Below are 23,722 nucleotides of genomic sequence, written 5' to 3' on the forward strand. Positions count from 1 at the left end.
CGCACATTAATTCTAAATATACTCGCCAGCGATATTGATACCGAATTTTTTGGCCTTCGATCAGAATATTCACCCTAAGCGCTTGTTTTATTTAATTGCACACGCATACTGAACCTATGAGCGATACAAAGTGGCCAACAGTGGAAACAGCCGACAGTCTTCGCGATCATTTTTTGATTGCGATGCCGTCTTTGACTGACCCCATTTTCAACCGATCAGTCACCTATATCTGCGACCATTCAGACCAAGGCGCAATGGGCATTGTGCTTAACCAACCGCTCGAATTAAAAATGGGCGATGTATTCGACCAACTGTCCATAGAGTACAACAGTACACTCGACAACTACCCAGTGCTGGCGGGAGGCCCGGTCGATATGCAACGCGGCTTTGTATTACACCGCGATCAGGGCACGTGGGATTCTACCCTGCGTATCACCTCCGAAATCAGCCTTACCGCTTCACGAGATATCGTTGCAGCCATCGCTCGCGAGCAGGGACCAAAGCACGCCCAATTTGCGCTGGGCTATGCTGGCTGGAGCCCCGGCCAACTCGAAGAAGAAATTAGCGCGAATTCTTGGTTAATTGTGCCGGCCGATACCGGCATCATGTTCGACACACCGGTCGAAGACCGCTGGGGGGCCACAGCGCGTCAGCTCGGCGTTGATATGAACCTGATCTCCACCACGGCAGGCCATGCCTGACAACCCCACCACCGTACTCGCTTTCGATTTTGGCACCCGCAGCATTGGCGCTGCGGTTGGTCAGACTCTCACACAAACGGCCACAGAGCTGTCGAACTTGCGCGCTAAAGAAGGCATTCCAGACTGGGCTGAACTGGAAAAACTACTAACAGAATGGCGGCCAGACATAGTGGTTGTGGGGTTGCCGGTGAATATGGACGGCAGCGAAATGGAAATGACGCGCCGCGCACGAAAATTCGGAAACCGCATTAACGGTCGCTTTGGCTACAAAATCGCGTTTATGGATGAACGCCTCACCACAAGAGAAGCAAAAGCCGAGGCGGCAACTCAAGGGCATCGTGGAAACTACCGCAACAACCCCATCGACGCCATTGCTGCACGTCTAATTCTCGAAAGCTGGATGACACAGAACTAGACTCCCACCAAGGAAGAGCGGCGGCGTAAACAAGCCGCTAGAAGGCAATCCTGTGTTTCATCATCCAATAGGCCATACACACAAAAACACCTCCTGAGGTTTACTCACAACCCACACACCTTTTGAAACTAGAAACGCCGCGTTTTCGAAGCCTCATCGTCCTGAATGCTCAACTCATCGGCGGCATTGGACAGGTACTCCGCATCTGTTTCCGAACCAAGTTTAATCATCAAACGAAGATCGTTAGGTGAATCCGCATGAGAAAGCGCATCTTCGTAGGTAATCTCACCAGAGTCATAGAGATCATATAATGCCTGATCGAAAGTTTGCATACCCAACTCTGTTGATTTCTTCATCAATTCTTTCAGTTCATGCACCTGCCCCTTGCGCACGAGATCCTGCGCCAAGGGCGTATTTAAAAAGACCTCCAAACAAGCACGGCGACCCAGACCATCCGGTGTCGGAATAAGCTGCTGGGCAACAATGGCACGTAAATTTAAGGACAAATCCATCCATAACTGGGAGTGTCGGTCGGCTGGGAAGAAGTGAATAATGCGATCCAGCGCCTGGTTGGCATTGTTGGCGTGCAGAGTCGCCAGACACAGGTGGCCGGTTTCAGCAAAGGCAATAGCGTGATCCATGGTTTCACGTGAGCGCACCTCACCAATCAATATCACGTCGGGCGCCTGCCGCAGCGTATTTTTGAGGGCAACCTCAAACGACTCCGTATCGATACCTACTTCGCGCTGGGTAATAACACAGCCCTGGTGCTGATGGATAAATTCGATAGGGTCTTCGATGGAAATAATGTGGCCTTTCGAATTTCGGTTGCGATGACCAATCATCGCCGCCAGCGACGTTGACTTACCGGTACCGGTTGCGCCCACAAACAACACCAAGCCACGCTTCACCATGGCCAGCTCTTTAACAGTTTCCGGCAAGCTTAGCTCGTCAATCGACGGGATTTTGGTTTCTATTCGACGCAGTACCATACCCGCTAAGTTACGCTGATAAAATGCACTGGCACGGAATCGCCCCACACCACGCGCACTGATAGCGAAATTCAGCTCTTTGGTTTCCATAAACTCTTTACGCTGCTTTTCGTTCATCACACTCAACACTGTCTCGCGCGACTTTTCAGGCGACATCGGTGTTGAAGACACGGGTACAATCTTACCGTGCAGTTTCATTGAAGGTGGCACACCCGCGGTAATAAACAGGTCTGACGCACCTTTCTCTACCATCAACGACAACAAACGATCAAAATCCATGGGGATTCCTATAGTTACAACGTTCTATTAGTTACAACGTTCTATTAGTTACAACGTTCTATTAGTTACAACGTTCTATTAGTTACAACGTTCTGTTAGTTACAACGTTCTGTTAACAGGTTCGTTATTTTGCCACAACTGGCGAACCACTTAATTAAGGGCAACCCGATTGATTGCTCTTAGCCTCTGCGCGTCCTCTCAACCTCTAGCGCGAGGCAGCCTGCACAGAGGCCTTTGCTGGCCTGAAAACCCTCAGCAAGGCTTTTCAGGCCATGCCTTGAACGCCTTCTGTACTGCTCTTCAAAGGGGCGCGCTATACCCGGCCGATTAAAAACTATCGGGCATTTTCGCTTTCTCTTTAGCGACATCGCGGGAGATAATTCTACGCTCAACCATATCGGCCAAACATTGATCCATTGTCTGCATACCCACTGAAGCACCAGTTTGAATCGCAGAGTACATTTGCGCCACTTTGTCTTCACGAATCAGGTTACGAATCGCCGGTGTGCCACGCATAATTTCATGTGCCGCTACTCGGCCGCCGCCACTGCGCTTCATCAGTGTTTGCGAAACCACGGCTTCAAGGGACTCCGAGAGCATTGAACGCACCATGGATTTCTCATTGGCGGGAAATACGTCCACGATACGGTCAACGGTTTTAGCCGCCGAGGTGGTATGCAAGGTGCCAAACACTAAATGCCCGGTTTCTGCCGCCGTCAGCGCTAAGCGAATAGTTTCTAGGTCACGCATCTCACCCACCAAGATAATATCCGGGTCTTCACGCAATGCCGAACGTAAGGCTTCAGCAAAACCGTGGGTATCGCGGTGCACTTCTCGCTGGTTCACCAAACATTTTTTACTTTCATGCACAAATTCTATAGGGTCTTCAATGGTAAGAACATGGTGGTACTTATTCTCATTGATATAATCCATCATCGCTGCAAGCGTTGTGGACTTACCCGACCCCGTGGGGCCAGTCACCAACACCAGGCCACGAGGCACCGAAGATACATCGCGGAACACCTGCCCCATACCCAGCTCCTCCATGGTTAACACCTTAGAAGGAATGGTTCGGAACACCGCAGCAGAACCGCGATTCTGGTTAAAAGCGTTCACCCGGAAGCGAGCAACGCCAGGCACTTCGAAAGAAAAATCTGTTTCCAGAAATTCTTCGTAGTCCTTACGCTGCTTGTCGTTCATAATTTCATAGATCAGACCGTGAACTTGCTTGTGCTCCATTGGCGGCAAATTAATACGGCGAACATCGCCATCCACACGGATCATGGGTGGTAAACCTGCGGAAAGGTGCAAATCGGAAGCACCCTGTTTGGCAGAAAAAGCAAGTAATTCAGTAATATCCATAGAAAAGCCTTATTTCAGCTGCGACCCAACGCTAATACACTACGTTTCAGGTTTTAATCAGGTTAAAAAAAGAGTTGAATGAGTTTCCGGGGGATAATCCCGATGGATTAAGTATATGCACAACATCCCACACAAGATAACCCAAGTTACCACACGAATCGAAAAAGCAGCATTGCATGCCAACAGAAACCCGCAAGACATCACACTCCTGGCGGTAAGCAAGCGCCAGCCAGAAGATGCCATCCTCGAAGCATACCGTTCTGGCCTGCGCCACTTTGGTGAAAACTATGTACAGGAAGCGCTGGCAAAAATCGAGCGACTGAAACTGCCACAGGCCGTTTGGCATTTTATTGGGCCAATCCAAAGCAACAAAACCAGCCAAATCGCCGAGCACTTTCACTGGGTGCACGCTATCGAACGATTAAAAATTGCACGCCGACTGAGCGAACAGCGCAACCCGAAATACCCACCGCTCAACGTATGCTTACAAATCAATATCGATAATGAAACGACAAAAGCGGGCGTAACCCCAGAAGACGCCGAAGCGTTGGCACTGCAAATTACCGAACTTCCCAACCTAAAGCTGCGCGGCCTTATGGCCATACCACTGCGAGTGGTTATCCCGCAGCACAACGACGATGCCTTTACCCGCATGAAGCAACTGTTCAAGCGCTTGAAAAAACACGACTCGCTCTCCACTATAGATACCCTATCTATGGGAATGTCTACCGATATGGAGTCGGCCATTCAGCAGGGTGCAACTATTGTTCGCGTTGGAACAGCGCTTTTTGGGCCCCGTACAAACTAACCCTCAAGGATCACCATATGAAATTGTCACTGCTTAAGCTTGCCCTGCTACTGGCTCTAGCCAGCATTACCGCCAGCTGTGTAACCAATCAAGGAGCCTCCAAGGCCGACAAGCAGCAATCCATACTGGAAATGAAAAACGACACCCTCAGCCGCCTGTTCAAGGTAAAGCCTCACGTCCGCGGTCAACTCAACGAGGCGCCCGGATACGCTGTTTTCAGTAACGCTAATGTCAACTTAGTACTGGCAAGCTTCGGCGGCGGCTACGGGGTGGTAAAGAATATGAAGACCGGACAGCACACTTACATGAATATGGGTGAAGTGGGCCTTGGCCTTGGCTTGGGTGCGAAAGATTTTCGTATTGTCATGGTTTTTGATAGCACCGAAGTAATGAACAAGTTCATCAACCAGGGTTGGGTATTTGGCGGGCAGGCCGATGCCGCAGCCAAAGCGTCAGACAAAGGCGCCGCCGTTGGTGGCGAAGCCGTGGTCAACGGCATTACCATTTATCAACTCACTGAATCGGGGCTTGCACTGCAAGCAACGGTGAAAGGCACTAAATTCTGGAAATCCACTGAATTGAATTAAACGGGCAACCCTGCAACTATGAATTCTACTCCCTCAATTGCATTTATCGGCGCCGGCAATATGGCCGGTAGCATTATCGGCGGCCTAGTGGCCAATGGTCGACCAACCACGTCGATTGTCGCCAGCGACCCTAATATCGAGGGGCTTACCGCCCTAGCCGACAGTCACGGTATTCACACCACCACCGACAATGCCGAAGCAGTCAAACAAGCCAATATTATTGTATTGGCGATAAAACCGCAGATAATGCAGCTGGCCTGCGAGTCTATTGTCGACCACCTCGCAGCCGAAACGTTGGTTATTTCCATCGCTGCGGGCATTACCTGTTCAAGCCTGAAGCAATGGCTGAATAAAAAGCAGGCCGTTGTGCGCTGTATGCCTAATACTCCGGCACTGGTGAGTGCCGGTGCCAGTGCATTATTTGCCAACAAGCGTGTAAGTGACGAACAGCGCAAACAAGCGGAAGAAATTCTCGCCGCAGTCGGTACTGTAAACTGGGTAGATAACGAAAAAGACATCGATGCGGTGACAGCGGTATCGGGCAGCGGCCCAGCCTATTTCTTCCTAATGATAGAAGCCATGATCGACGCTGGCATCAAGCAAGGTCTTACACGTGAGACCGCCACCACACTTGCCAGCCAAACCGCCTACGGAGCCGCCAAACTGGCCCTGTGCAGTGATGTTGACGTTGGCGAGCTACGTCGCAGGGTAACATCGCCCAACGGTACCACCGCCGAAGCCATTGCCTCATTTGAGCAAAGTGATTTTCGTGGCATTGTCGGCAAAGCTATGAAAGCCTGTGCAAACCGCTCACGGGCACTGGCCGAGGAGCTGGGGTAATACCCGATAAACCACCTAACGCAACAACCACACAACAATCCCACAACAACCACGTAAGTAGAGTAAAAGTATGAATCAATGGGCTGAAATTCTTGTTCACATTATTAGAACATTGGCTAGCTTGTATATGCTGTTTGTGGTGCTGCGTTTTTTACTACAAATGGCGCGAGCTGATTTTTATAATCAATTCTCGCAAGCCATTGTAAAAGTGACCAACCCCCTGCTCATGCCCCTGCGCAAAATTATTCCAGGGCTATGGGGAATTGATCTCGCCTCACTGGTGCTCGCTCTCTTACTACAAGTTATTATTGGTGAACTGCTCGCCTTAGTCGCATTCCAAACACTGATTAATCCAGGCCTAATGCTTATTTGGGGCTTGCTCGGCCTAATAAAGCTAACAACCTGGATTACTTGGGTTGGCCTGATAATAATGGTGGTCACCAGCTTCGTAGCGCCCCACAGCGGGCACCCGGCGCTTGTACTGATCCGCCAACTGATGGAACCCATTTTGCGCCCCGTGCAGCGTATAATTCCGCCCATCGGTGGGCTCGACTTCTCGGTGCTGTTTGTTTTTCTTGCCGTTAACGTAGTACAGAAAGTTATCGACATTTTTGCCTATAAACTTAGCCTAGTTCCCACCGTTATTATTGGCTACTGAACACACGCGATTACTTGTGCAGGGTCATTAACAGTGGCCACAAGATAAACTAAACTGCAGCTCGCGCCACAAACGCTTAATCCACGCAAAGAAAAAAGAAAAAGAATGCCAGAGACCCTTCCGGAAAATTCTGTAGGCCTGGTTACACCACAGACCTACACCTTCGATGAACCGCTGGTACTCGCCAGCGGCAGATCCCTCGACCATTACGAACTGGTGGTTGAGACCTACGGTGAACTCAACGCGCAAAAATCCAACGCGGTGTTAATTTGCCACGCCTTATCGGGTAACCATCACGCCGCCGGTTATCACAGCATGGATGACCACAAGCCCGGCTGGTGGGACGCTTACATCGGCCCAAACAAACCGATGGATACCAACAAATTCTTTATTGTATCGCTCAATAATATTGGCGGCTGCCACGGCTCTACTGGGCCGCAAACACTAAACCCCGCTACCGGCAAACCCTGGGGTGCCGATTTCCCCAATTTGCGCGTACGCGACTGGGTGCACTCCCAAGCTCGCCTAGCCGACAAACTGGGCATTGAAAAATGGGCAGCCGTCGTCGGCGGCAGCCTGGGCGGCATGCAAGCCATGCGTTGGGCGCTGGAATACCCCGACCGCATACAGCACTGTGTAGTGATCGCCTCGGCTATGCGCTTAACGGCACAGAACATTGCCTTTAACCACGCTGCCAGAGAAGCCATACTAACGGATCCCGATTTTCATGGCGGCAATTATCAGCAAAACGACACACTGCCCATTCGCGGCCTATCCACGGCGCGCGTTATCGCTCACCTTACGTATTTATCTGACGATGGTATGGATAAAAAATTCGGTCGAGACCTACGCTCTGGCTCTTTCCAGCAAGGCAGTGAAGACTTAGTGGAGTTTCAAATTGAAAGTTATCTGCGCTACCAAGCCGACTCTTTTTCCAAGGTGTTCGATGCCAACACCTATGTACTTATGACGCGCGCACTCGATTATTTCGATCTAGCACGCGAATACAACAATGACCCTGTTGCCGCGTTAAAAAATGCTCTGTGCAAATTCCTAATCATTTCGTTCACTTCCGACTGGCGTTTCTCCCCTGAGCGCTCAAAGCAAATGGTCAATGCCCTTATTCGCGCAGATAAAGACGTTGTCTACGGAAAGGTGAATTCGCAATTCGGCCACGACGCCTTTTTAATTCCCAACCAGCAACGCTACTGGGATTTATTTAACCGATATATGAAAAAAATCGAGGTGAACGATTAATGCGTATCGATCACACGATAATTGAAAGCTGGGTAAAGCCCAACTCTCGCGTTCTCGACCTAGGCTGCGGAGACGGATCCCTTCTAAAAAGCCTTCATGAACGTAAAAATATTCACGGCTACGGCATCGAAATCAATTCAGAAAACATACTGCGTAGTATCGAAAACGGCATAAATGTTATTGAACAAGACCTCGATAAAGGCCTAAGCGACTACGACGACCAGAGCTTTGATACCGTTGTTATGTCGCAAACCATTCAAACCATGCAATACCCCGATTTGGTATTGCATGAAATGCTACGTATAGGCCGCCAGTGCATCGTAACCTTTCCCAATTTTGGCCATTGGAAAGCCCGCTGGCATCTGGTTATTAACGGTAAAATGCCGGTATCCGACTTACTTCCCTACGAATGGTATAACACACCGAACATCCATTTTTGCACCTTTCGCGATTTTGAAACATTGTGTGAAGCGCACAATTTAACAACCCTCAATCGCGAAGTTATTGGCAGCGGAGCCATCGGCTCCGCACTACAAAAATTCCACCCCAATTTATTTGGCGTAACAGCACTTTACAGGCTGACAAAATGAAATTTTCACTGCAAAATTGTATTTGGCTGTTCGCAGCACTCGCACTACCGGCATTCGCTGAAACCAGCCCCCAGGGTAGCGTCCAAGCAGGCGACCACGAAATACACTACAGTGTATTTCCCAGCACCTTCTTAAGGCCCGAAGTCGCTTCCGCCTACGGGATTAAACGCAGCAAATATGAAAGCCTGCTGAATATATCGGTCACAGCGAAGGGGGAATACGGCGGTTTAAGTGTTTCCATAGACGGAACTGCGACCAACCTTTTACAGCAGCAAAAAACCTTAAAGTTTATTGAGATAAAGGAAAAAACCGCAACCTACTATCTTGCGCCCGTACGCATTTCAGGCGAGGAAATTTTACACTTTAAAGTTGACGCCACGCTCACAAATAGTAAAACCCTCTCAGCAAAATTCAGCAGCAAACTGGTAGCACAATGAAACACAAGGTGGTTTTGGCCAGCGGCAACGCAGGAAAATTAAGTGAATTCAAAAGACTATTGGCACAGGCAGATTTTGATGTGCTGCCGCAATCCGAATTTGACGTGCCGGAGGCAGAAGAAACCGGCCTCACTTTTGTAGAAAACGCCATACTCAAAGCACGTAACGCCTGCCTGCACACAGAGCTACCGGCCATTGCCGACGACTCAGGTATTGAGGTGGATGCATTGCACGGCAAACCCGGTATTTACTCCGCACGGTTTTCTGCCGGCTGGCAGGGCAAACCCGCCAGTGATGAACTCAACAATGCCTATTTACTCGACCAGCTAAAGACCATCGACTCAAACACGAAACGATCGGCCCGCTATCAGTGTGTTTTGGTTTACATGCGTCATGCACAAGACCCCACCCCCATTATTTGCCAGGCAAGCTGGGAAGGGCACATATTAAAAGAGCCCACCGGCAAAAATGGTTTTGGCTACGACCCACTGTTTTTTGTGCCAGATTATAACTGTAGTTCGGCCGAACTGGATAAAGACCTAAAAAACAGAATCAGTCATAGAGGGAAAGCGCTGGAACGGTTACTTGATGCCTTACAGGCAACGGATGCGCACTTAGAATAACACGCTTATCCGAGCTTAATATTGCATCAAAAAACTTATAAGCACCTCTAATAATGGCTTTTTAAACAATCACACCTTTTTAGAAAGCCACGCCAAACTGAAAAGCCGCCCCGGTACTTAAGGCGCCGCGCGAATAGGATAATTCGAACGCTAAGCTTTTAACCTGATAAGCAATGCCGCCGGCAAAGGTGTCTTCTTTCATCCCCGTTAAATCTTGAATGTAACCCAAGCGAAAATCAAAAGCTTTGAACGGCGAGACTTCCAATCCAGCGCTCACATCTTGGGTCGTGGCTTCACCGGCAATGGGTTCATTTTCCATTACATCCACATCGACACCAAACGTCACCCATTCGTTAACATAAGCCGCACCAAACCGTGGTCGCGGTTTTAATTGCAACATCAAACCATTGGCTGTTTCAAATTCTTCCGGCACCAGATCTTTTACCGCAAAGCCAATACGGTAATGATCAAACATTTCCAGCGCCACACCCATATCAACATTGAGGTTGACGTAGGTTCTCTGACTATTGGCAAAATCAATTTCAGTAGACGCAAAGTCAGTAGTCTCTCGGATAACATCGACCCGCATAATTTTGGGCGTAATACCCACAGCTAGTGATTGGCCAAAAAAATCAAATTGCTTCGCCGCCGCCACCGCCCACTCGCTAATAGCGACACCGCCCAAATCAGCAGAGGAATTAAACTGGGTAGTCGGATCAATCAAATTCCCATTGGCATCTACAAGATCGGCAGGAATACTAGAAACATCACCTCCGGCGGCAATGACTTCCAGCGCCCCGATATAGCGGTCCAACAAAATTTGATCTTCATCGGTGATAGTGGAATCCCCTAGGGCAAGCATACGCACGCCAAAGTAGAAGGCGCCGCCTTCAAGCAGGCTGGGCTCGCTCACAGAAAAACCGACAAAAGCCTCACTGTTAACATTTTCGTTAGCGAGGTTATCTAGCAGGCCCTGCAGTTCTCGGGCATCACCCGCCACGTTTCCAGCGGTAGCTTGGTTTGGGTCCGTATTGAAATCATTGATGGAGGCAGACAAGCGTTGGTCGAGGTCGTCTGAGGCGGCATCGACAATATCTTCCACAACATCGTCAAATTGCACCACCACGTTAGGGATAATAAAACGACCATCGCGTGAGTCGTCCTCATTTTCATCGTGCAACGCCAACAGCGCTGAATTGTAATATTGCGCCTGATGCCAACTCGACGATGCGACCCCGGTTCCCCCCATGGCGAGCCCGCGTGGATCGTAAATACCATAGCTGGCAGCCTCAACGGCGAGCGAACTGCAGGCCACAGCAAGCGTAAGGGCTTTCAGCGTGAAGCGAGAAAAATTCATGGGTTTTTATGTCCTGTCCCGTTGGTTTACTTTTAGTTTAATCGTTTGCTACTACTGAATTGTTAAAACTTGTCGATACGGTTGTCACGCATCGATTGGAGGTATCGGTGGTGTATTAAGTTGACTTACACTAGCCGCTGTTAACACTGAAAATAACCTTCTGCGCCAGCCATTGCCATCGACCATGCCCAATTTCACTCAATCAAACCTTTTACCGCCCTTAGCACTCTATGTCCACATTCCTTGGTGTGTGCGTAAATGCCCGTACTGTGATTTCAATTCCCACCAAGTACGCGGTGAACTACCGATCGATGACTACGTCAAGGCCACAGTACAAGACCTAGCGCTGGATGCGCACCTTGCCTGCGGGCGCCAAATCGAGTCGATTTTTTTTGGTGGGGGCACCCCCAGCCTAATGCCCGCGGCCGCCATCGACACCATACTCGAGGCCGCTGATACTAAAATTGGCTTAAGCCAAAACTGCGAAATCACTCTGGAAGCCAACCCCGGCACCGCGGAATACCATAATTTTCAGGGTTATCGGCAGGCTGGCGTTAATCGCCTGTCGATAGGAGTGCAAAGTTTTAATGCTGACCATCTGCAGCAACTGGGTAGAATTCACAACCCGGAAGAGGTTGATACGGCCTATGCTCTCGCGCGGAAAGCCGGTTTCGACAACATCAACCTCGACTTAATGTTCGCCCTGCCAGAGCAAACGGTGGAACAAGCGCAAAATGATCTACAGCACGCAATAGCACTCGAGCCGGAGCACCTGTCGTGGTACCAACTCACTATAGAACCCAATACCGAGTTTTACAGCCGACCGCCACAGGTTCCCAGTGACGACCTTGCCTGGGATATTCAACAGGCCGGTCGCGAACAACTGGCTGACGCAGGTTTTGACCAATATGAAGTATCGGCATACAGCACTGGTGGGCGGGCGGCAAAACATAACGTTAATTATTGGCAATTTGGAGATTACCTCGCCATTGGCGCTGGCGCCCATGGAAAAATCACCTTGCCCGGCACCCGCTCGATTATTCGACTGCGTAAAACCCGCCTGCCGGAACACTATCTAGCAGCCGCAATAAAACACACCGAAGGCAACCCCTTCACCGTTGAGCGTAAGGTAGTGAGCGAAACGGACCTACCCTTCGAGTTTTTAATGAACGGGCTCCGACTTACGCAAGGCGTTCCTGCTCATCTGTTTAGTCAAAGAACAGGCCTACCCCTAGCCCTAATTGAGCCCAAACTAAATAAACACCGACGCGCAGGCTCGCTGGTCAACGACCCTACCCGGCTCGCCACTACGGCCCTGGGGCACCAGTTCCTCAATAGTTTGCTGGAAGATTTCCTCGATCCCTAATGGTTGCTGCCTACCCCCACTGGAAGGATGACTGCTACACTTAAGGAATAGCTGAATGCGCCCCGATTAATGGAATAGCCCACCGACAAATGCAGAGCCCTGACTCAGTCCAAACCAATGGCCTCGCCAAGCGCCTGACGACCTTGGTCATTCTAGTCGGTACTCTCATTGCATTGGCCGCAACCATCGAACACCTGATTACCGAGCAGGGCCACTACACCACACAGTTAAAAGCTGATCTTCAACAACGCGCCCAAGTCATCACCCCCAAGCTCGCCCAAGCCCTGGCCCAGCAAGAGCCAACCATGGTTAGCCGACTGCTTGAGGAGCACCACACACAACTACCCCAAATTGGCCTTCGATTACTGCAGGTTCATCCAGAGCAAAAAACACTCTTTAATTTTGAGCTGCTCAAAACGAGCGGCTGGCAGCGCTACAGCCAAACCACCTCAGCTTTTGCAACACCCAACGCTCAATACCTTCTTTTTATGACCGGCGCGGACACCTATTTCAACAAAGAGTTTGTAACCGCCATTATTCACAAACTACTGAATGAAAGCGTTGTGATTTTGCTGCTAGCCGCAACACTGGTTATTCTTGTAAACAAGCTCATTATCGGCCCGCTGCACCAAATTTCCGGTCAAGCCAAATCGGTTTCACTGGAAAACCTAGACCAACCCATTCGCCTAGAGCGTTCACGCCATAATAGAGATGAACTCGATGTTTTAGTCGAAACGCTGGAAACCATGCGGATAAGCCTCCGCGATGATATCCAGCAACGTAGTGAAATTGAACAAGCGCTACTCACGGAAAAGGAAGAAAAGCTAGAAACACGCAAGCTGATTCGCCAGTTCGAAGCCGCCAACCTTGCTAAAAGCCAGTTTATCGCCACCATGAGCCACGAAATCCGCACCCCCATGAATGGTGTGATCGGTATGATTGAAATGCTCCGCGATACCCCGCTAAACGACACCCAACAACACTACCTCGATGTTATCTTTCGCTCCGGGGAATCACTGCTCGAAATCATTAACGACATTCTCGATTACTCGAAAATTGAAGCGGGCAAAATGAATCTGGAGAACGTCGAATTCGACCTTAACGAGCTGGTTAACGACTGCCTGCAATTATTCAGTGCAACAACGCATAAACGTGACATCGAGCTGGTGAGTAATATCAGCCCAGAAGCACCCACCTACCTTAGGGGTGACCCAACTCGATTGCGACAGATACTGGTGAACTTAATTGGCAACGCCTTCAAATTCACCTCACGCGGCTATGTATTCGTTCAGGTAAAGTGCACCGATTCCCGCACTAGCGAAACCCCAAGCCTAGAGTTTTCAGTGCGCGATAGCGGTATCGGTGTTGAACCGCAAAAGCAGGTACACCTGTTCGACGCCTTCAGCCAAGCCGACAGTACCACCAGCCGCCGTTTCGGGGGTACCGGTCTTGGCCTTGCCATCTGCAAACAATTGGCGGAATTAATGAGCGGTACTATCGGTGTAGACAGCTTGCCAGGGCAGGGAGCAACTTTCTGGTTTACGGCAAAATTTGCATTACCCGAAGACTCTTCTGAACGCCCAGCACCCAGCTCCAGCCTTGCATTATCGGGCAAGCGAATTCTTACCATTCACGATTCCCCTATTCTCAACGAAGCCTTTGGTGAGCATTGTATTTCGTGGAATATTTGCTGCGACAGCCTCAGCGACGTCAAACAAGCTCTAGAACGCTTAAAATTACTGCCTGTGGAAAAAAAGTACGATTTCATTTTTATTGATCAAACCATTAATGGCCGCGACGGGTTTTCAGTAGCGCGCGACATTCGCGCGCTTGAACCCTACGCCGAATCGTCCATCATCCTGCTTACGCGCGAACGCACCACCAACTTTTCGATGGAGCAGTTAATGCCCATCACCTCTATTCTGCCGCGACCGCTAACGATCCAAGCCTTGAAAAATACACTGCTCGCACAGGCCACTGGCGTTATGCTTAACGAGCTCATCACCCATGAAAGCACCAGCATCCAACCACAGCGCAAACTTAATGTACTTGTCGCTGAAGACAACGCCGTTAATCGTATGGTCATTGAAGGCCTGTTGAATAAAATTGAGATTGAGCCGATATTCGCCGAAGACGGCGCGGAAGCACTACAAGCCTACCTAACAGCAAATCCAAAATTCGACCTAATTTTCATGGATTGCGAAATGCCAGAAATGGACGGTTTTGAATCGACAGAAAAGATTCGCGAGCAGGAATTCAACAAAGCACTTACCCCTGTTCCGATTATCGCACTCACCGCACACGTAGAAGCCGAACACCGCCAACGCGTCTTTAACGTAGGTATGAACTACTACCTCACTAAGCCGGTTACGATGGAAAAGCTAAGAGAGTCGCTGGTATCTGTGGGAGTAATGACAGACGCTTAAGCAACCTGATTAAGCCTAGGCGAGCGTGACACATAACACCCCAAGCCGACTCACTCACGCAACAACACGGCCATATTGTATATACTGGCATACTGTTAACTCGATAATTGTCTACAACCGATGAATACCTTCAGGAATCAAAGGTAATGCCAGAACAAGAAGTCACGCCCCTCAGTAGCGAATCTTCCGATCAGGTTTCACTCGACAACAACAGCTACTACATTAATCGCGAACTCAGCCACCTGTCGTTCAACCAACGCGTGCTAGCTCAAGCCCTTGACGAAAACCACCCGCTGCTGGAACGCCTCAAATTTCTGCTGATATTCAGCTCGAACCTTGACGAATTTTTTGAGATTCGCGTAGCTGGCTTAATGCAAAGTATTAAATTCGAACGCGAAACCACCGGCCCAGACGGCATGCATCCCAGCGAAGTACTGCGAGAAATTAGTGACATATGCCATAGAACCGTAGAGCAGCAGTACCGCACACTAAACGACATCCTTATTCCAGCAATGGAAAAGGAGAGCATTCGATTTCTACGCAGACGCAAGTGGACAGATGAACAAACCCAGTGGGTGGAACAATTCATTGAAAAAGAAGTGCTGCCTATTATTAGCCCGATCGGCATTGACCCTGCACACCCTTTTCCAAGGCTAGTGAATAAAAGCCTCAACTTTATCGTTAAGCTCGAAGGCAAAGACGCTTTCGGCCGCGACCTAAATTACGCTATTGTTCCCGCACCCCGAACCCTGCCTCGAGTCATCAAATTACCCGATGGCCTTGGCAAGCCAGGGCACAACTTCGTGTTCCTTTCTTCCATGATTCACGCCAATGCGGAAAAAATATTTCCCGGTATGAAGGTGCTCGGCTGCTACCAGTTCCGCATCACCCGCAACGCAGACCTAGACGTCGATATTGAAGGTATTGCCGATCTCGCCCGCGCCCTGCGTGGCGAGCTACATTCCCGTCGTTTCGGGACCGCCGTGCGCGTAGAGGTCGCCGACAACTGTCCAGAAGAACTCACTCAATTCTTACTGTCGGAAGTTGGCCTAACGGAAAAAGAACTCTACCGTGTTCACGGCCCTGTAAACCTTAAGCGACTGATGAAAGTACCCGGACAAGTGGGCCGCCCGGATCTACTCTACCCCCCCTTTACGCCCAGCATGCCCAAAGGGCTTACCCGTAAAGACAATATATTCGATGCCGTATCCCGTAAGGACTACCTGCTGCAGCACCCGTTTGAGTCCTTCGCTCCGGTCATACAGCTGTTGCGCCAGGCCGCCAAAGACCCCAATGTGGTCGCCATTAAACAAACCCTTTACCGCTCTGGTGGTATCAAATCATCCATTGTCGATGCGCTAATCGATGCCGCCCGTAACGGTAAAGAAGTAACCGCCATTGTTGAGCTGCGGGCACGCTTCGATGAAGAGGAGAACCTTGAGCTCGCCAGCCGCCTGCAGGAGGCCGGCGCGGTAGTGGTGTATGGCGTGGTGGGCTACAAAACCCACTCCAAAATGATTCTTATCGTGCGCCGCGAAGGAGGTGATCTCAAACGCTATGTCCACCTCGGCACCGGTAACTACCACAGTGGCAATGCCCGGCTATACACCGATTACTCATTACTTACGGCCCATCACGCACTGTGCGAAGACGTGCACCGTGTTTTCCAACAGCTAACCGGTATGGGTAAAACCGAGCGTATGAATAAACTGCTGCACGCCCCCTTTACCCTCAAACGCCAGCTAGTGCGCCTGATCGATGGTGAGGTAAAAGCCCACAAAGAGGGCAAGCCCGCTCACATCATTTTGAAATGCAACGGTCTCACTGAACCCAAAATAATACAGGCCCTGTATAAAGCCTCCCAGGCAGGCGTGCCCATCGACCTCATTATTCGCGGTATGTGCTGCCTTCGCCCAGGGATTCCAGGCGTTTCCGACACAATCCGCGTACGCTCCATTGTAGGGCGGTTCCTGGAACACACCCGCACCTACTATTTTGCCAACAATGAACATACCGTTTTTTGCGCCAGCGCAGACCTGATGGAACGCAACCTCAACCACCGGGTAGAAACCTGTTTCCCCATATTACAGCCCGAATTGGCAGAAAGAATACACCGTGAGCTAAACCTGTACTTACAAGACAACCTGCGTAGCTGGCAGCTCGATACCGAGGGCCGTTACAGCGTAAACAGCCGCAAGGCCGAAGAGCCAGTAGTCGGCGCTCAGGATGAACTGCTTAGCTTGCTAGCCCAATAATCATGCAATTGATCACCATCAAGCCCCTGATCTTTCGTCGCTAATGAGCCCCTACTAGGTTATTTGGCCTTGTATCGAAATCGGGCTATCCTTATCATTACCGCCTATTTCCGCAATCCCCCCCCCCCATTTGGAGAATCAAAATATGAGTGACGCGATCGTCCACACAAGCGATGCCAACTTCGAACAAGACGTATTGTCTTCTGAAGGCCCTGTACTGGTTGACTTCTGGGCAGCTTGGTGTGGTCCCTGTAAAATGATCGCGCCCGTTTTGGATGAACTTGCTCAAGAATACGGCGACAAGATCAAGATCTGCAAAATGGACGTTGATGCTAACAAGCAAACTCCCGCAAAATTCAATATTCGCGGAATTCCAACTTTAATCATTTTCAAAAATGGCTCTGCAGAAGGCACCAAAGTTGGCGCTTTGTCCAAAGCACAACTGAAAGAATTTATCGAAAGTAACCTGTAAAAGAGTGTGACATGGTTGCCAGCGCGACCATGTCTTGCAAAATGCCGTTCATTTGAGCTTTGCACTCCCCAATTTTTGTGGCTATACTGCAAATGTATCGCTTCTGTACACATCCGTTCATCTCTCCTGCAGTCAATCAACCCTAGACTTACAGCAACCCGATGACCGGCCCTAGGCGAAAATAGTTGCCCAATCGGACCATTCAAATACCTTACCTGTGTTATCGACAGCATATCCTAGCCTTACCCCTGGCTACCCTGTTTAGCTTCGTAACACTGAGCAATTTAAGCAAGCACATTACCCCGCTTGCCCGAAAGCAGCAGCAACTCAAAACCATTGGGTTTTACAACAGAATTCCAAGCGTTCAGCATTTACCTAAGAAACGATTACAGAACAAATAACACTAGAAGTAATAGCGCTGACCATTAACATATTAGTAAAACAAGTAAACATCCTTAATCCTGGCCTTCGGCCGAAGCCATCACCCTGCCTACCGTATTAATCTTATGAACCTTACCGACCTTAAACAAAAATCCATCGAAGAACTCATCGAAATCGCAAAAGAAATGGGCATGGAAAACCTTGCCCGCTCGCGCAAACAAGATGTCATTTTTAATATCCTGAAACGCCATGCCCGTAGCGGCGAAGATATTTACGGCGATGGCGTATTAGAAATACTGCAGGACGGTTTCGGCTTCTTGCGCTCAGCAGACTCCAGCTACCTTGCTGGCCCTGATGACATCTATGTTTCACCGAGCCAGATTCGCCGCTTTAACCTGCGTACAGGCGATACCATTTCCGGCAAAATTCGCCCACCGAAAGAAGGCGAGCGCTATTTCGCCCTGCTCAAAGTTAACCAAATTAACTTCGACAAACCGGAAAATTCTCGCAATAAAATTCTTTTTGAAAACCTCACCCCCCTGTTTCCAACCGAGCGTTTGGTTTTGGAAGCCGGTAACGGTTCTACAGAAGATTTAACTGGTCGTATTATCGATTTAATATCGCCTATTGGTAAAGGTCAGCGCGGCCTGATTGTGGCACCGCCGAAAGCCGGTAAAACTATTATGATGCAGAATGTTGCACAGGCGATTACCCGCAATAATCCCGAATGTCATCTTATTGTTCTACTTATCGACGAGCGCCCAGAAGAAGTAACCGAAATGCAGCGCTCAGTGCGCGGTGAAGTTGTTGCCTCCACCTTCGACGAGCCACCTTCGCGCCACGTACAGGTAGCCGAAATGGTTATTGAACGCGCCAAGCGTTTGGTTGAACACAAAAAAAATGTTGTGATTTTACTCGACTCCATTACTCGACTCGCCCGCGCGTATAACACCGTAATCCCATCCTCCGGTAAAGTGCTTACTGGTGGTGTTGACGCCCATGCGCTGGAGCGCCCAAAACGTTTCTTTGGCGCTGCGCGCAATATCGAAGAAGGCGGTAGTCTGTCCATCGTCGCGACGGCCCTTATCGATACCGGCTCCAAAATGGACGAGGTTATCTACGAAGAGTTCAAAGGTACCGGCAACTTAGAACTACACCTCGACCGAAAAATTGCGGAAAAACGTGTTTACCCCGCCATTAACATTCGCCGCTCGGGTACCCGCCGCGAAGATTTGCTGATGAAAGAAGACGAGCTTGCGCGTGTATGGATTCTGCGTAAATTGTTACACGATATGGAAGATGTCAGTGCAATTGAATTCTTGTCAGACAGACTAAAAGGCTTTAAAACCAACGAGCAGTTTTTCCTGTCGATGAAGTCCAAATAAACGGCGTTTAAGCGCCGTATAGAGCGGCGGCACCGCCTGCTGGAAACGTCCGCTGCGCTCCACTTCTGGGGCGCTTCGCTGCTTCTGGACTGCTTTGCAGCCTGCTGGGGAAACCCGAAAAAACGTAACAACAGCCTCTTCCAGCTGCCAAAGGCAGCGCTCCAGAAGCAAACTCCGTTCGCACTCCGTGATCCACACTTTTTATCAGAGTAAAACATGTTCAAAGATCTGCGAGACTTTATCGAACTGCTCGAAAAAAGAGGGCAGCTGAAGCGCATTAAGCACCCCGTTAGCCCTCACCTCGAAATCACTGAAATCTGCGACCGCACGTTGCGCGCGGGTGGGCCTGCGCTGTTATTTGAAAATGTTGAAGGCCACACGTTTCCGCTGCTTGGTAATCTGTTTGGTACACCTGAACGCGTTGCTTTGGGTATGGGGCAAGAAAGTGTAGAAGCGTTACGCGAAGTAGGCGAACTACTGGCATTTTTGAAAGAACCAGAGCCTCCCAAGGGCATGAAAGACGCTTGGGCAAAATTGCCGATATTCAAACAAGTACTGAACATGTCGCCCAAGGAGGTGAAAAAGGCCGCTTGTCAGCAAATCGTATTGGCAAACGATCAAGTCGACCTAACCCAGCTGCCTATTCAAACCTGCTGGCCGGGCGATGCCGGCCCACTCATTACTTGGCCATTGGTTATTACCCGCGGCCCCAACAAAGAGCGGCAGAATCTCGGCATTTACCGCATGCAGTTAATCGGCAAAAACAAACTAATAATGCGTTGGCTCAGTCATCGCGGCGGCGCACTGGATTTTCGCGAATGGCAACAGCAGCACCCCGGTGAGAATTTCCCCGTATCCGTAGCCTTGGGCGCAGACCCGGCAACAATATTAGGTGCGGTAACACCGGTACCCGATACGCTTAGCGAATACGCCTTTGCCGGTTTACTTCGCGGCAGTAAAACCGAAGTCACAAAAAGTATTGGTAATGATTTGCAGGTTCCCGCCAGTGCCGAATTCATTTTGGAAGGCTATATCGCCGAAAATGAGATGGCCGACGAAGGCCCCTTTGGCGATCACACCGGCTATTACAATGAGGTGGATAGCTTCCCTGTTTTTACCGTGGAACGTATTACCCACCGCAAAGAGCCTATCTACCACAGCACTTATACGGGCCGCCCACCCGACGAACCCGCTGTACTAGGCTTGGCGCTCAACGAAGTGTTTATACCGCTGCTGAAAAAACAATTCCCGGAAATTGTTGATTTTTATCTGCCGCCGGAAGGCTGTTCCTACCGCTTGGCTGTTGTGACCATGAAAAAGCAGTACCCCGGTCATGCTAAACGGGTAATGCTCGGCGTTTGGTCTTTCTTGCGCCAGTTTATGTATACCAAATTTGTTATTGTTACCGATGACGACGTAAACGCACGCAATTGGGAAGATGTGATCTGGGCTATTACCACTCGCGTTGATCCCTCGCGCGATACCACCCTCATCGACAACACCCCCATCGATTATTTAGACTTCGCATCGCCGGTATCGGGCTTAGGCTCAAAAATGGGCATCGATGCAACCAATAAATGGCCGGGCGAAACAAACAGAGAATGGGGAACACCCATAGAGATGACAACTGAGGTCAAACAAAAGGTTGATGACCTATGGGACAGCCTTGGCATAATCGATTAATACTAGCGTAATCCAGCGGCCTTTTTACCCCTGCGTATAACACTGTATCTTGCGTAATTAAATTACAGTTATTGACCTATTAATAGCTAATACAAAATCGCTAGGCCATAGAAACGGAAGAAAAATCGTCGGTTCACATGAAAGGATTTGTACTTTTGGCAGCATACTCGCGAAGACAGTGCTCTGCCAAACTGAGCGACACATCGAATATTTTTTTCTGCCAGCAGCTCAAGCATTGACTTGAGCCTATAGACCTTCGGCTTTAAGCCGCTCCTTCGCCCAGCGATAGCTTCCTAAGGACTGCCTTTGTGCCTTTGACGCTAGGCGATCTAAAGCCGCCTGCCCTAGGCGATCCCGCACTTGCTGATAATAAAGACTAGCGGGCTGCGCGCGAATATCCTCAGCAGCAGCTGCGCCAGAACCCATCAGCCAAACAACGCCACCGGGGGGAGCCTGCACCTTGAAGCTGGGTGCTACGCAATTATAAAAATAAGTCTGTGTACCCGCCCAACCGTGGCCCGTTCCCCTATTGCCGCGAAACCGCGACTCCATTCCCGCCTCAGAACTCACATTATCAAACAAGGTGGCAATGGAATAGCGATGGTGCGGTCCAGCAAAGGCTTTGGAATCCATTCCAATACAGTCGACAAAAACATTCGGCCCCGCTGTGCGAGCCTGGGTGACAAACTCATGGCGGCCACTAATCGTGAGGCAGCGCTGCACGAGATTAAGCTGACCATCAACCATAAAGGAGTAACGACGACCGCCACTAACTCTAGAGGCATGTCCAAGATTAATACTGTCCTGGATAGTCGAACGCGTTCCCGAAACCGACACTAAGGACCAACCAAAATAGTTTCCAGTAATATTTCGAACCCAAGTATTTTCAGTATTTTTCTCAATGTGAATACCCGTCCAGCCATGATTTTCAGCGCGGGTCGCCACTTTAGGGTCTCCGTATGGGTGCGCTGAACTCGATGAACCAAACTCCGACATCAAACGCACCCGCTCAATACCCACTTCAGTCACTCGTGCTGGTGCGTGGTACTGAAATATTGCGCCACCCCCAAACTCTGGCTCCATCGAATGTACGATTGGCGCATCAACAAAAACACGACGCCCTTCTATGCCGGTAATCTTTCGCTCAAAATAAAAATCATAGCGCCCGGCTTGCCACTGTTTGGTGGTATTGAGCTTCTTTCCGTCCGCAGACAGCGGAACTCGACGAACAAAATCCGACCAAGATTCACCCGTTTTTTGCAAAATAGAACGCGCTGTTTGGTCATTGGGTAATCGGTAATACCATCCAGGATATGCGCCGGTCTTGACCCAGTGAGCCCCGTGAACTGACCGCCATCTCGGTAACAATTGGTCGCCGCCGATAAATTTAATCCATGCCTCGTTCGAGGGCCGATATACGACTATTTTATCTCCAACGGCGTATGCCAAAACCGAATCGACTTCAAACGAGTTTGACCCTATCGGCGTCGTTTTATCCACGATTACTCGTTTCGAAGTGCTATCGACTTCTATTTTATTGGCGTTCCCAACGGTGATAAGCGTACGTTTATATTTTTTATTGTCATACCCGGCGGCGATAATAGTCGTGCCACTAGGATCACCTCCCTCGCCACGCAGCACCGTCCCACTTTGCGAAATAACGAGCTTTCCCTCTACGCGATAAATGCCGCGCGTAAGGAGTACAGCACCACGAAGTCCATTCTGATCCAGAGGCAGCCGCCCTACTTTATCCAAAGCGTCTTGTATACGCTTGGTATCATCACCTAGCTGCGGCTTCAGCGTAATTTTAACCGCAGCGTTTGGAATCCCCTGCTCGCCGGAGTGATAGCCTACGTGGGAAAAGTCCGGAATCCGGTTTCCCTTATCATCTTTTGAATAGCGTAATTTTCCGGTTGCAGAAAGACGGTATAAAGCACTTTGTTGCTGTTCAATAATCGTCTGTGCATTGATACTTTGCGGTAGCCAAAATAAAACGGCTATTACAACAAACACCCCTATTTTCATAATAGCGAAACACCCTGTCGAACAAGCCTGATATTGTTAATTAAGGCTAACGTCAACGCAAAAAATTCTTTAGCTCGACAAAGTAATCACTATTATCAGCAATGGAGTTGTGTCCTGAATTAGCAATCGTTACCGCCGTCGCAACGCCATTAGTGAACCCACTTAACAATTTTTCACTGTGATCGGCGGTAATAACACTATCGTCAGCGGCCATCAATAACAACGTCGGAGCGGTAATACTATTGGCAACAGCTAGGGAGTTGTAACGCTCAGTAATCATCCAGCTAATCGGATAGAACCAATACACTTTTCCGGCAACGGCCGTAATGCTGTCGAAGGGCGTTACTAGCACCAACGCATCCACTTTGCGCTTACTCGCAAGCTGAGTAGCGACACCACTACCGAGGCTTCTACCCATCACAACCACCTTTTCGTATTCCTTGGCCATCTGCTCATAGAGAAAAAGTGCGTCGCTGATTAACGCCTGTTCGCTAGGCTCACCGTTACTACCGGCATAACCACGGTAGTGAAATCCCGCTACCGAATACTGGGGAAAGTGGAGCGCAAGCTCCTGCAAGCTGCTACCAATTTGCTCGGCGTTACCACCAAAATACAGAATAAGTTGCGATTGTTCGGCATTTGCCACATGCCCCTGTAGGCGAATGTCACCATGGTCACGGTAAACATTTGACAACCCGGAAAATTCCATCGGAAGCGTGGGGAAATAAATAAAGCTGCGTTGAAAAAAATAAAGCGCGGTGCCAATACCAAAATAGAGAAACGCCAACAGCAACAGTAATGTTTTAATCAGAGACATGGCACC

General features: G+C 49.7%; 21 protein-coding genes. 16 read left to right on the plus strand and 5 right to left on the minus strand.

The features are described from left to right. Positions 1-116 precede the first annotated feature (116 nt). On the plus strand, positions 117-701 hold the full coding sequence (locus H5336_RS09195; protein WP_185233491.1) for a YqgE/AlgH family protein: 585 nt from the start codon (positions 117-119) through the stop codon (positions 699-701). Further along, the gene (gene ruvX, locus H5336_RS09200; protein WP_185233493.1) at positions 694-1,116 is read left to right on the plus strand and encodes a Holliday junction resolvase RuvX; all 423 of its coding nucleotides are present in this window, start codon (positions 694-696) and stop codon (positions 1,114-1,116) included. The genes H5336_RS09195 and ruvX overlap by 8 nt, the downstream gene beginning before the upstream one ends. A 128-nt stretch (positions 1,117-1,244) precedes the next feature. Here ruvX and H5336_RS09205 read toward each other — a convergent pair whose 3' ends face one another. Next, positions 1,245-2,387 (minus strand): PilT/PilU family type 4a pilus ATPase, encoded by a 1,143-nt coding sequence (locus H5336_RS09205; RefSeq protein WP_185233495.1) that lies wholly within the window; start codon positions 2,385-2,387, stop codon positions 1,245-1,247. Between the two features lie 327 nt (positions 2,388-2,714). Next, complete coding sequence (locus H5336_RS09210; RefSeq protein ID WP_185233497.1) at positions 2,715-3,749, minus strand: type IV pilus twitching motility protein PilT; 1,035 nt, start codon at positions 3,747-3,749, stop codon at positions 2,715-2,717. 115 nt (positions 3,750-3,864) lie between these two features. Here H5336_RS09210 and H5336_RS09215 point away from each other — a divergent pair, with 115 nt between their 5' ends. From H5336_RS09215 to rdgB, 8 genes are all read left to right on the plus strand, one after another. Continuing rightward, positions 3,865-4,557, plus strand: a complete 693-nt coding sequence (locus H5336_RS09215) for a YggS family pyridoxal phosphate-dependent enzyme (protein ID WP_185233499.1) — start codon at positions 3,865-3,867, stop codon at positions 4,555-4,557. Positions 4,558-4,574: 17 nt separating this feature from the next. Then, on the plus strand, positions 4,575-5,144 hold the full coding sequence (locus tag H5336_RS09220; protein WP_185233501.1) for a lipid-binding SYLF domain-containing protein: 570 nt from the start codon (positions 4,575-4,577) through the stop codon (positions 5,142-5,144). Between the two features lie 18 nt (positions 5,145-5,162). After that, complete coding sequence (gene proC, locus H5336_RS09225) at positions 5,163-5,984, plus strand: pyrroline-5-carboxylate reductase (RefSeq protein WP_185233503.1); 822 nt, start codon at positions 5,163-5,165, stop codon at positions 5,982-5,984. A 70-nt stretch (positions 5,985-6,054) separates the two neighbouring features. Next, entirely contained in the window at positions 6,055-6,642 is a 588-nt protein-coding gene (locus H5336_RS09230) for a YggT family protein (RefSeq protein ID WP_185233505.1), read from the plus strand. 105 nt (positions 6,643-6,747) lie between these two features. Then, positions 6,748-7,899 carry a homoserine O-succinyltransferase MetX gene (gene metX, locus H5336_RS09235; RefSeq protein WP_185233507.1) on the plus strand — a complete coding sequence of 384 codons (1,152 nt, stop codon included), beginning with the start codon at positions 6,748-6,750 and terminating at the stop codon, positions 7,897-7,899. Beyond that, positions 7,899-8,489, plus strand: a complete 591-nt coding sequence (gene metW / locus H5336_RS09240; RefSeq protein ID WP_185233509.1) for a methionine biosynthesis protein MetW — start codon at positions 7,899-7,901, stop codon at positions 8,487-8,489. The genes metX and metW overlap by 1 nt, the downstream gene beginning before the upstream one ends. Then, positions 8,486-8,926: a DUF4426 domain-containing protein gene (locus H5336_RS09245; RefSeq protein ID WP_185233511.1), complete on the plus strand. Its 441-nt coding sequence runs from the start codon at positions 8,486-8,488 to the stop codon at positions 8,924-8,926. Before metW ends, H5336_RS09245 begins: the two co-directional genes overlap by 4 nt. After that, a complete protein-coding gene (gene rdgB, locus H5336_RS09250) occupies positions 8,923-9,549 on the plus strand; it encodes an RdgB/HAM1 family non-canonical purine NTP pyrophosphatase (RefSeq protein ID WP_185233513.1) in 627 nt (208 codons plus the stop codon). Before H5336_RS09245 ends, rdgB begins: the two co-directional genes overlap by 4 nt. Positions 9,550-9,628: 79 nt before the next feature. Here the strand turns inward: rdgB and H5336_RS09255 are convergent, their stop codons facing one another. Beyond that, entirely contained in the window at positions 9,629-10,906 is a 1,278-nt protein-coding gene (locus tag H5336_RS09255; protein WP_185233514.1) for a conjugal transfer protein TraF, read from the minus strand. Between the two features lie 184 nt (positions 10,907-11,090). On the opposite strand from H5336_RS09255, the gene hemW reads away from it, so the two are divergent. From hemW to ubiD, 6 genes are all read left to right on the plus strand, one after another. After that, positions 11,091-12,272 (plus strand): radical SAM family heme chaperone HemW, encoded by a 1,182-nt coding sequence (gene hemW / locus H5336_RS09260; protein ID WP_185233515.1) that lies wholly within the window; start codon positions 11,091-11,093, stop codon positions 12,270-12,272. A gap of 89 nt (positions 12,273-12,361) precedes the next feature. Beyond that, the gene (locus H5336_RS09265; protein ID WP_185233516.1) at positions 12,362-14,698 is read left to right on the plus strand and encodes a response regulator; all 2,337 of its coding nucleotides are present in this window, start codon (positions 12,362-12,364) and stop codon (positions 14,696-14,698) included. 146 nt (positions 14,699-14,844) lie between these two features. Further along, the gene (gene ppk1, locus H5336_RS09270; RefSeq protein ID WP_185233517.1) at positions 14,845-16,953 is read left to right on the plus strand and encodes a polyphosphate kinase 1; all 2,109 of its coding nucleotides are present in this window, start codon (positions 14,845-14,847) and stop codon (positions 16,951-16,953) included. Between the two features lie 145 nt (positions 16,954-17,098). After that, a complete protein-coding gene (trxA, locus tag H5336_RS09275; protein WP_185233518.1) occupies positions 17,099-17,425 on the plus strand; it encodes a thioredoxin TrxA in 327 nt (108 codons plus the stop codon). A 506-nt stretch (positions 17,426-17,931) separates the two neighbouring features. Then, complete coding sequence (gene rho / locus H5336_RS09280; RefSeq protein WP_185233519.1) at positions 17,932-19,191, plus strand: transcription termination factor Rho; 1,260 nt, start codon at positions 17,932-17,934, stop codon at positions 19,189-19,191. A 216-nt stretch (positions 19,192-19,407) separates the two neighbouring features. Beyond that, positions 19,408-20,874 carry a 4-hydroxy-3-polyprenylbenzoate decarboxylase gene (gene ubiD / locus H5336_RS09285; RefSeq protein WP_185233520.1) on the plus strand — a complete coding sequence of 489 codons (1,467 nt, stop codon included), beginning with the start codon at positions 19,408-19,410 and terminating at the stop codon, positions 20,872-20,874. Positions 20,875-21,120: 246 nt separating this feature from the next. On the opposite strand, the gene H5336_RS09290 is transcribed toward ubiD, so the two are convergent. Then, positions 21,121-22,899, minus strand: a complete 1,779-nt coding sequence (locus H5336_RS09290) for a hypothetical protein (RefSeq protein WP_185233522.1) — start codon at positions 22,897-22,899, stop codon at positions 21,121-21,123. A 52-nt stretch (positions 22,900-22,951) separates the two neighbouring features. Next, on the minus strand, positions 22,952-23,716 hold the full coding sequence (locus H5336_RS09295) for an alpha/beta hydrolase (protein WP_185233524.1): 765 nt from the start codon (positions 23,714-23,716) through the stop codon (positions 22,952-22,954). Positions 23,717-23,722 lie beyond the last annotated feature (6 nt).

It is taken from the genome of Teredinibacter franksiae, from assembly GCF_014218805.1.
Taxonomy (GTDB): Bacteria; Pseudomonadota; Gammaproteobacteria; order Pseudomonadales; family Cellvibrionaceae; genus Teredinibacter; species Teredinibacter franksiae.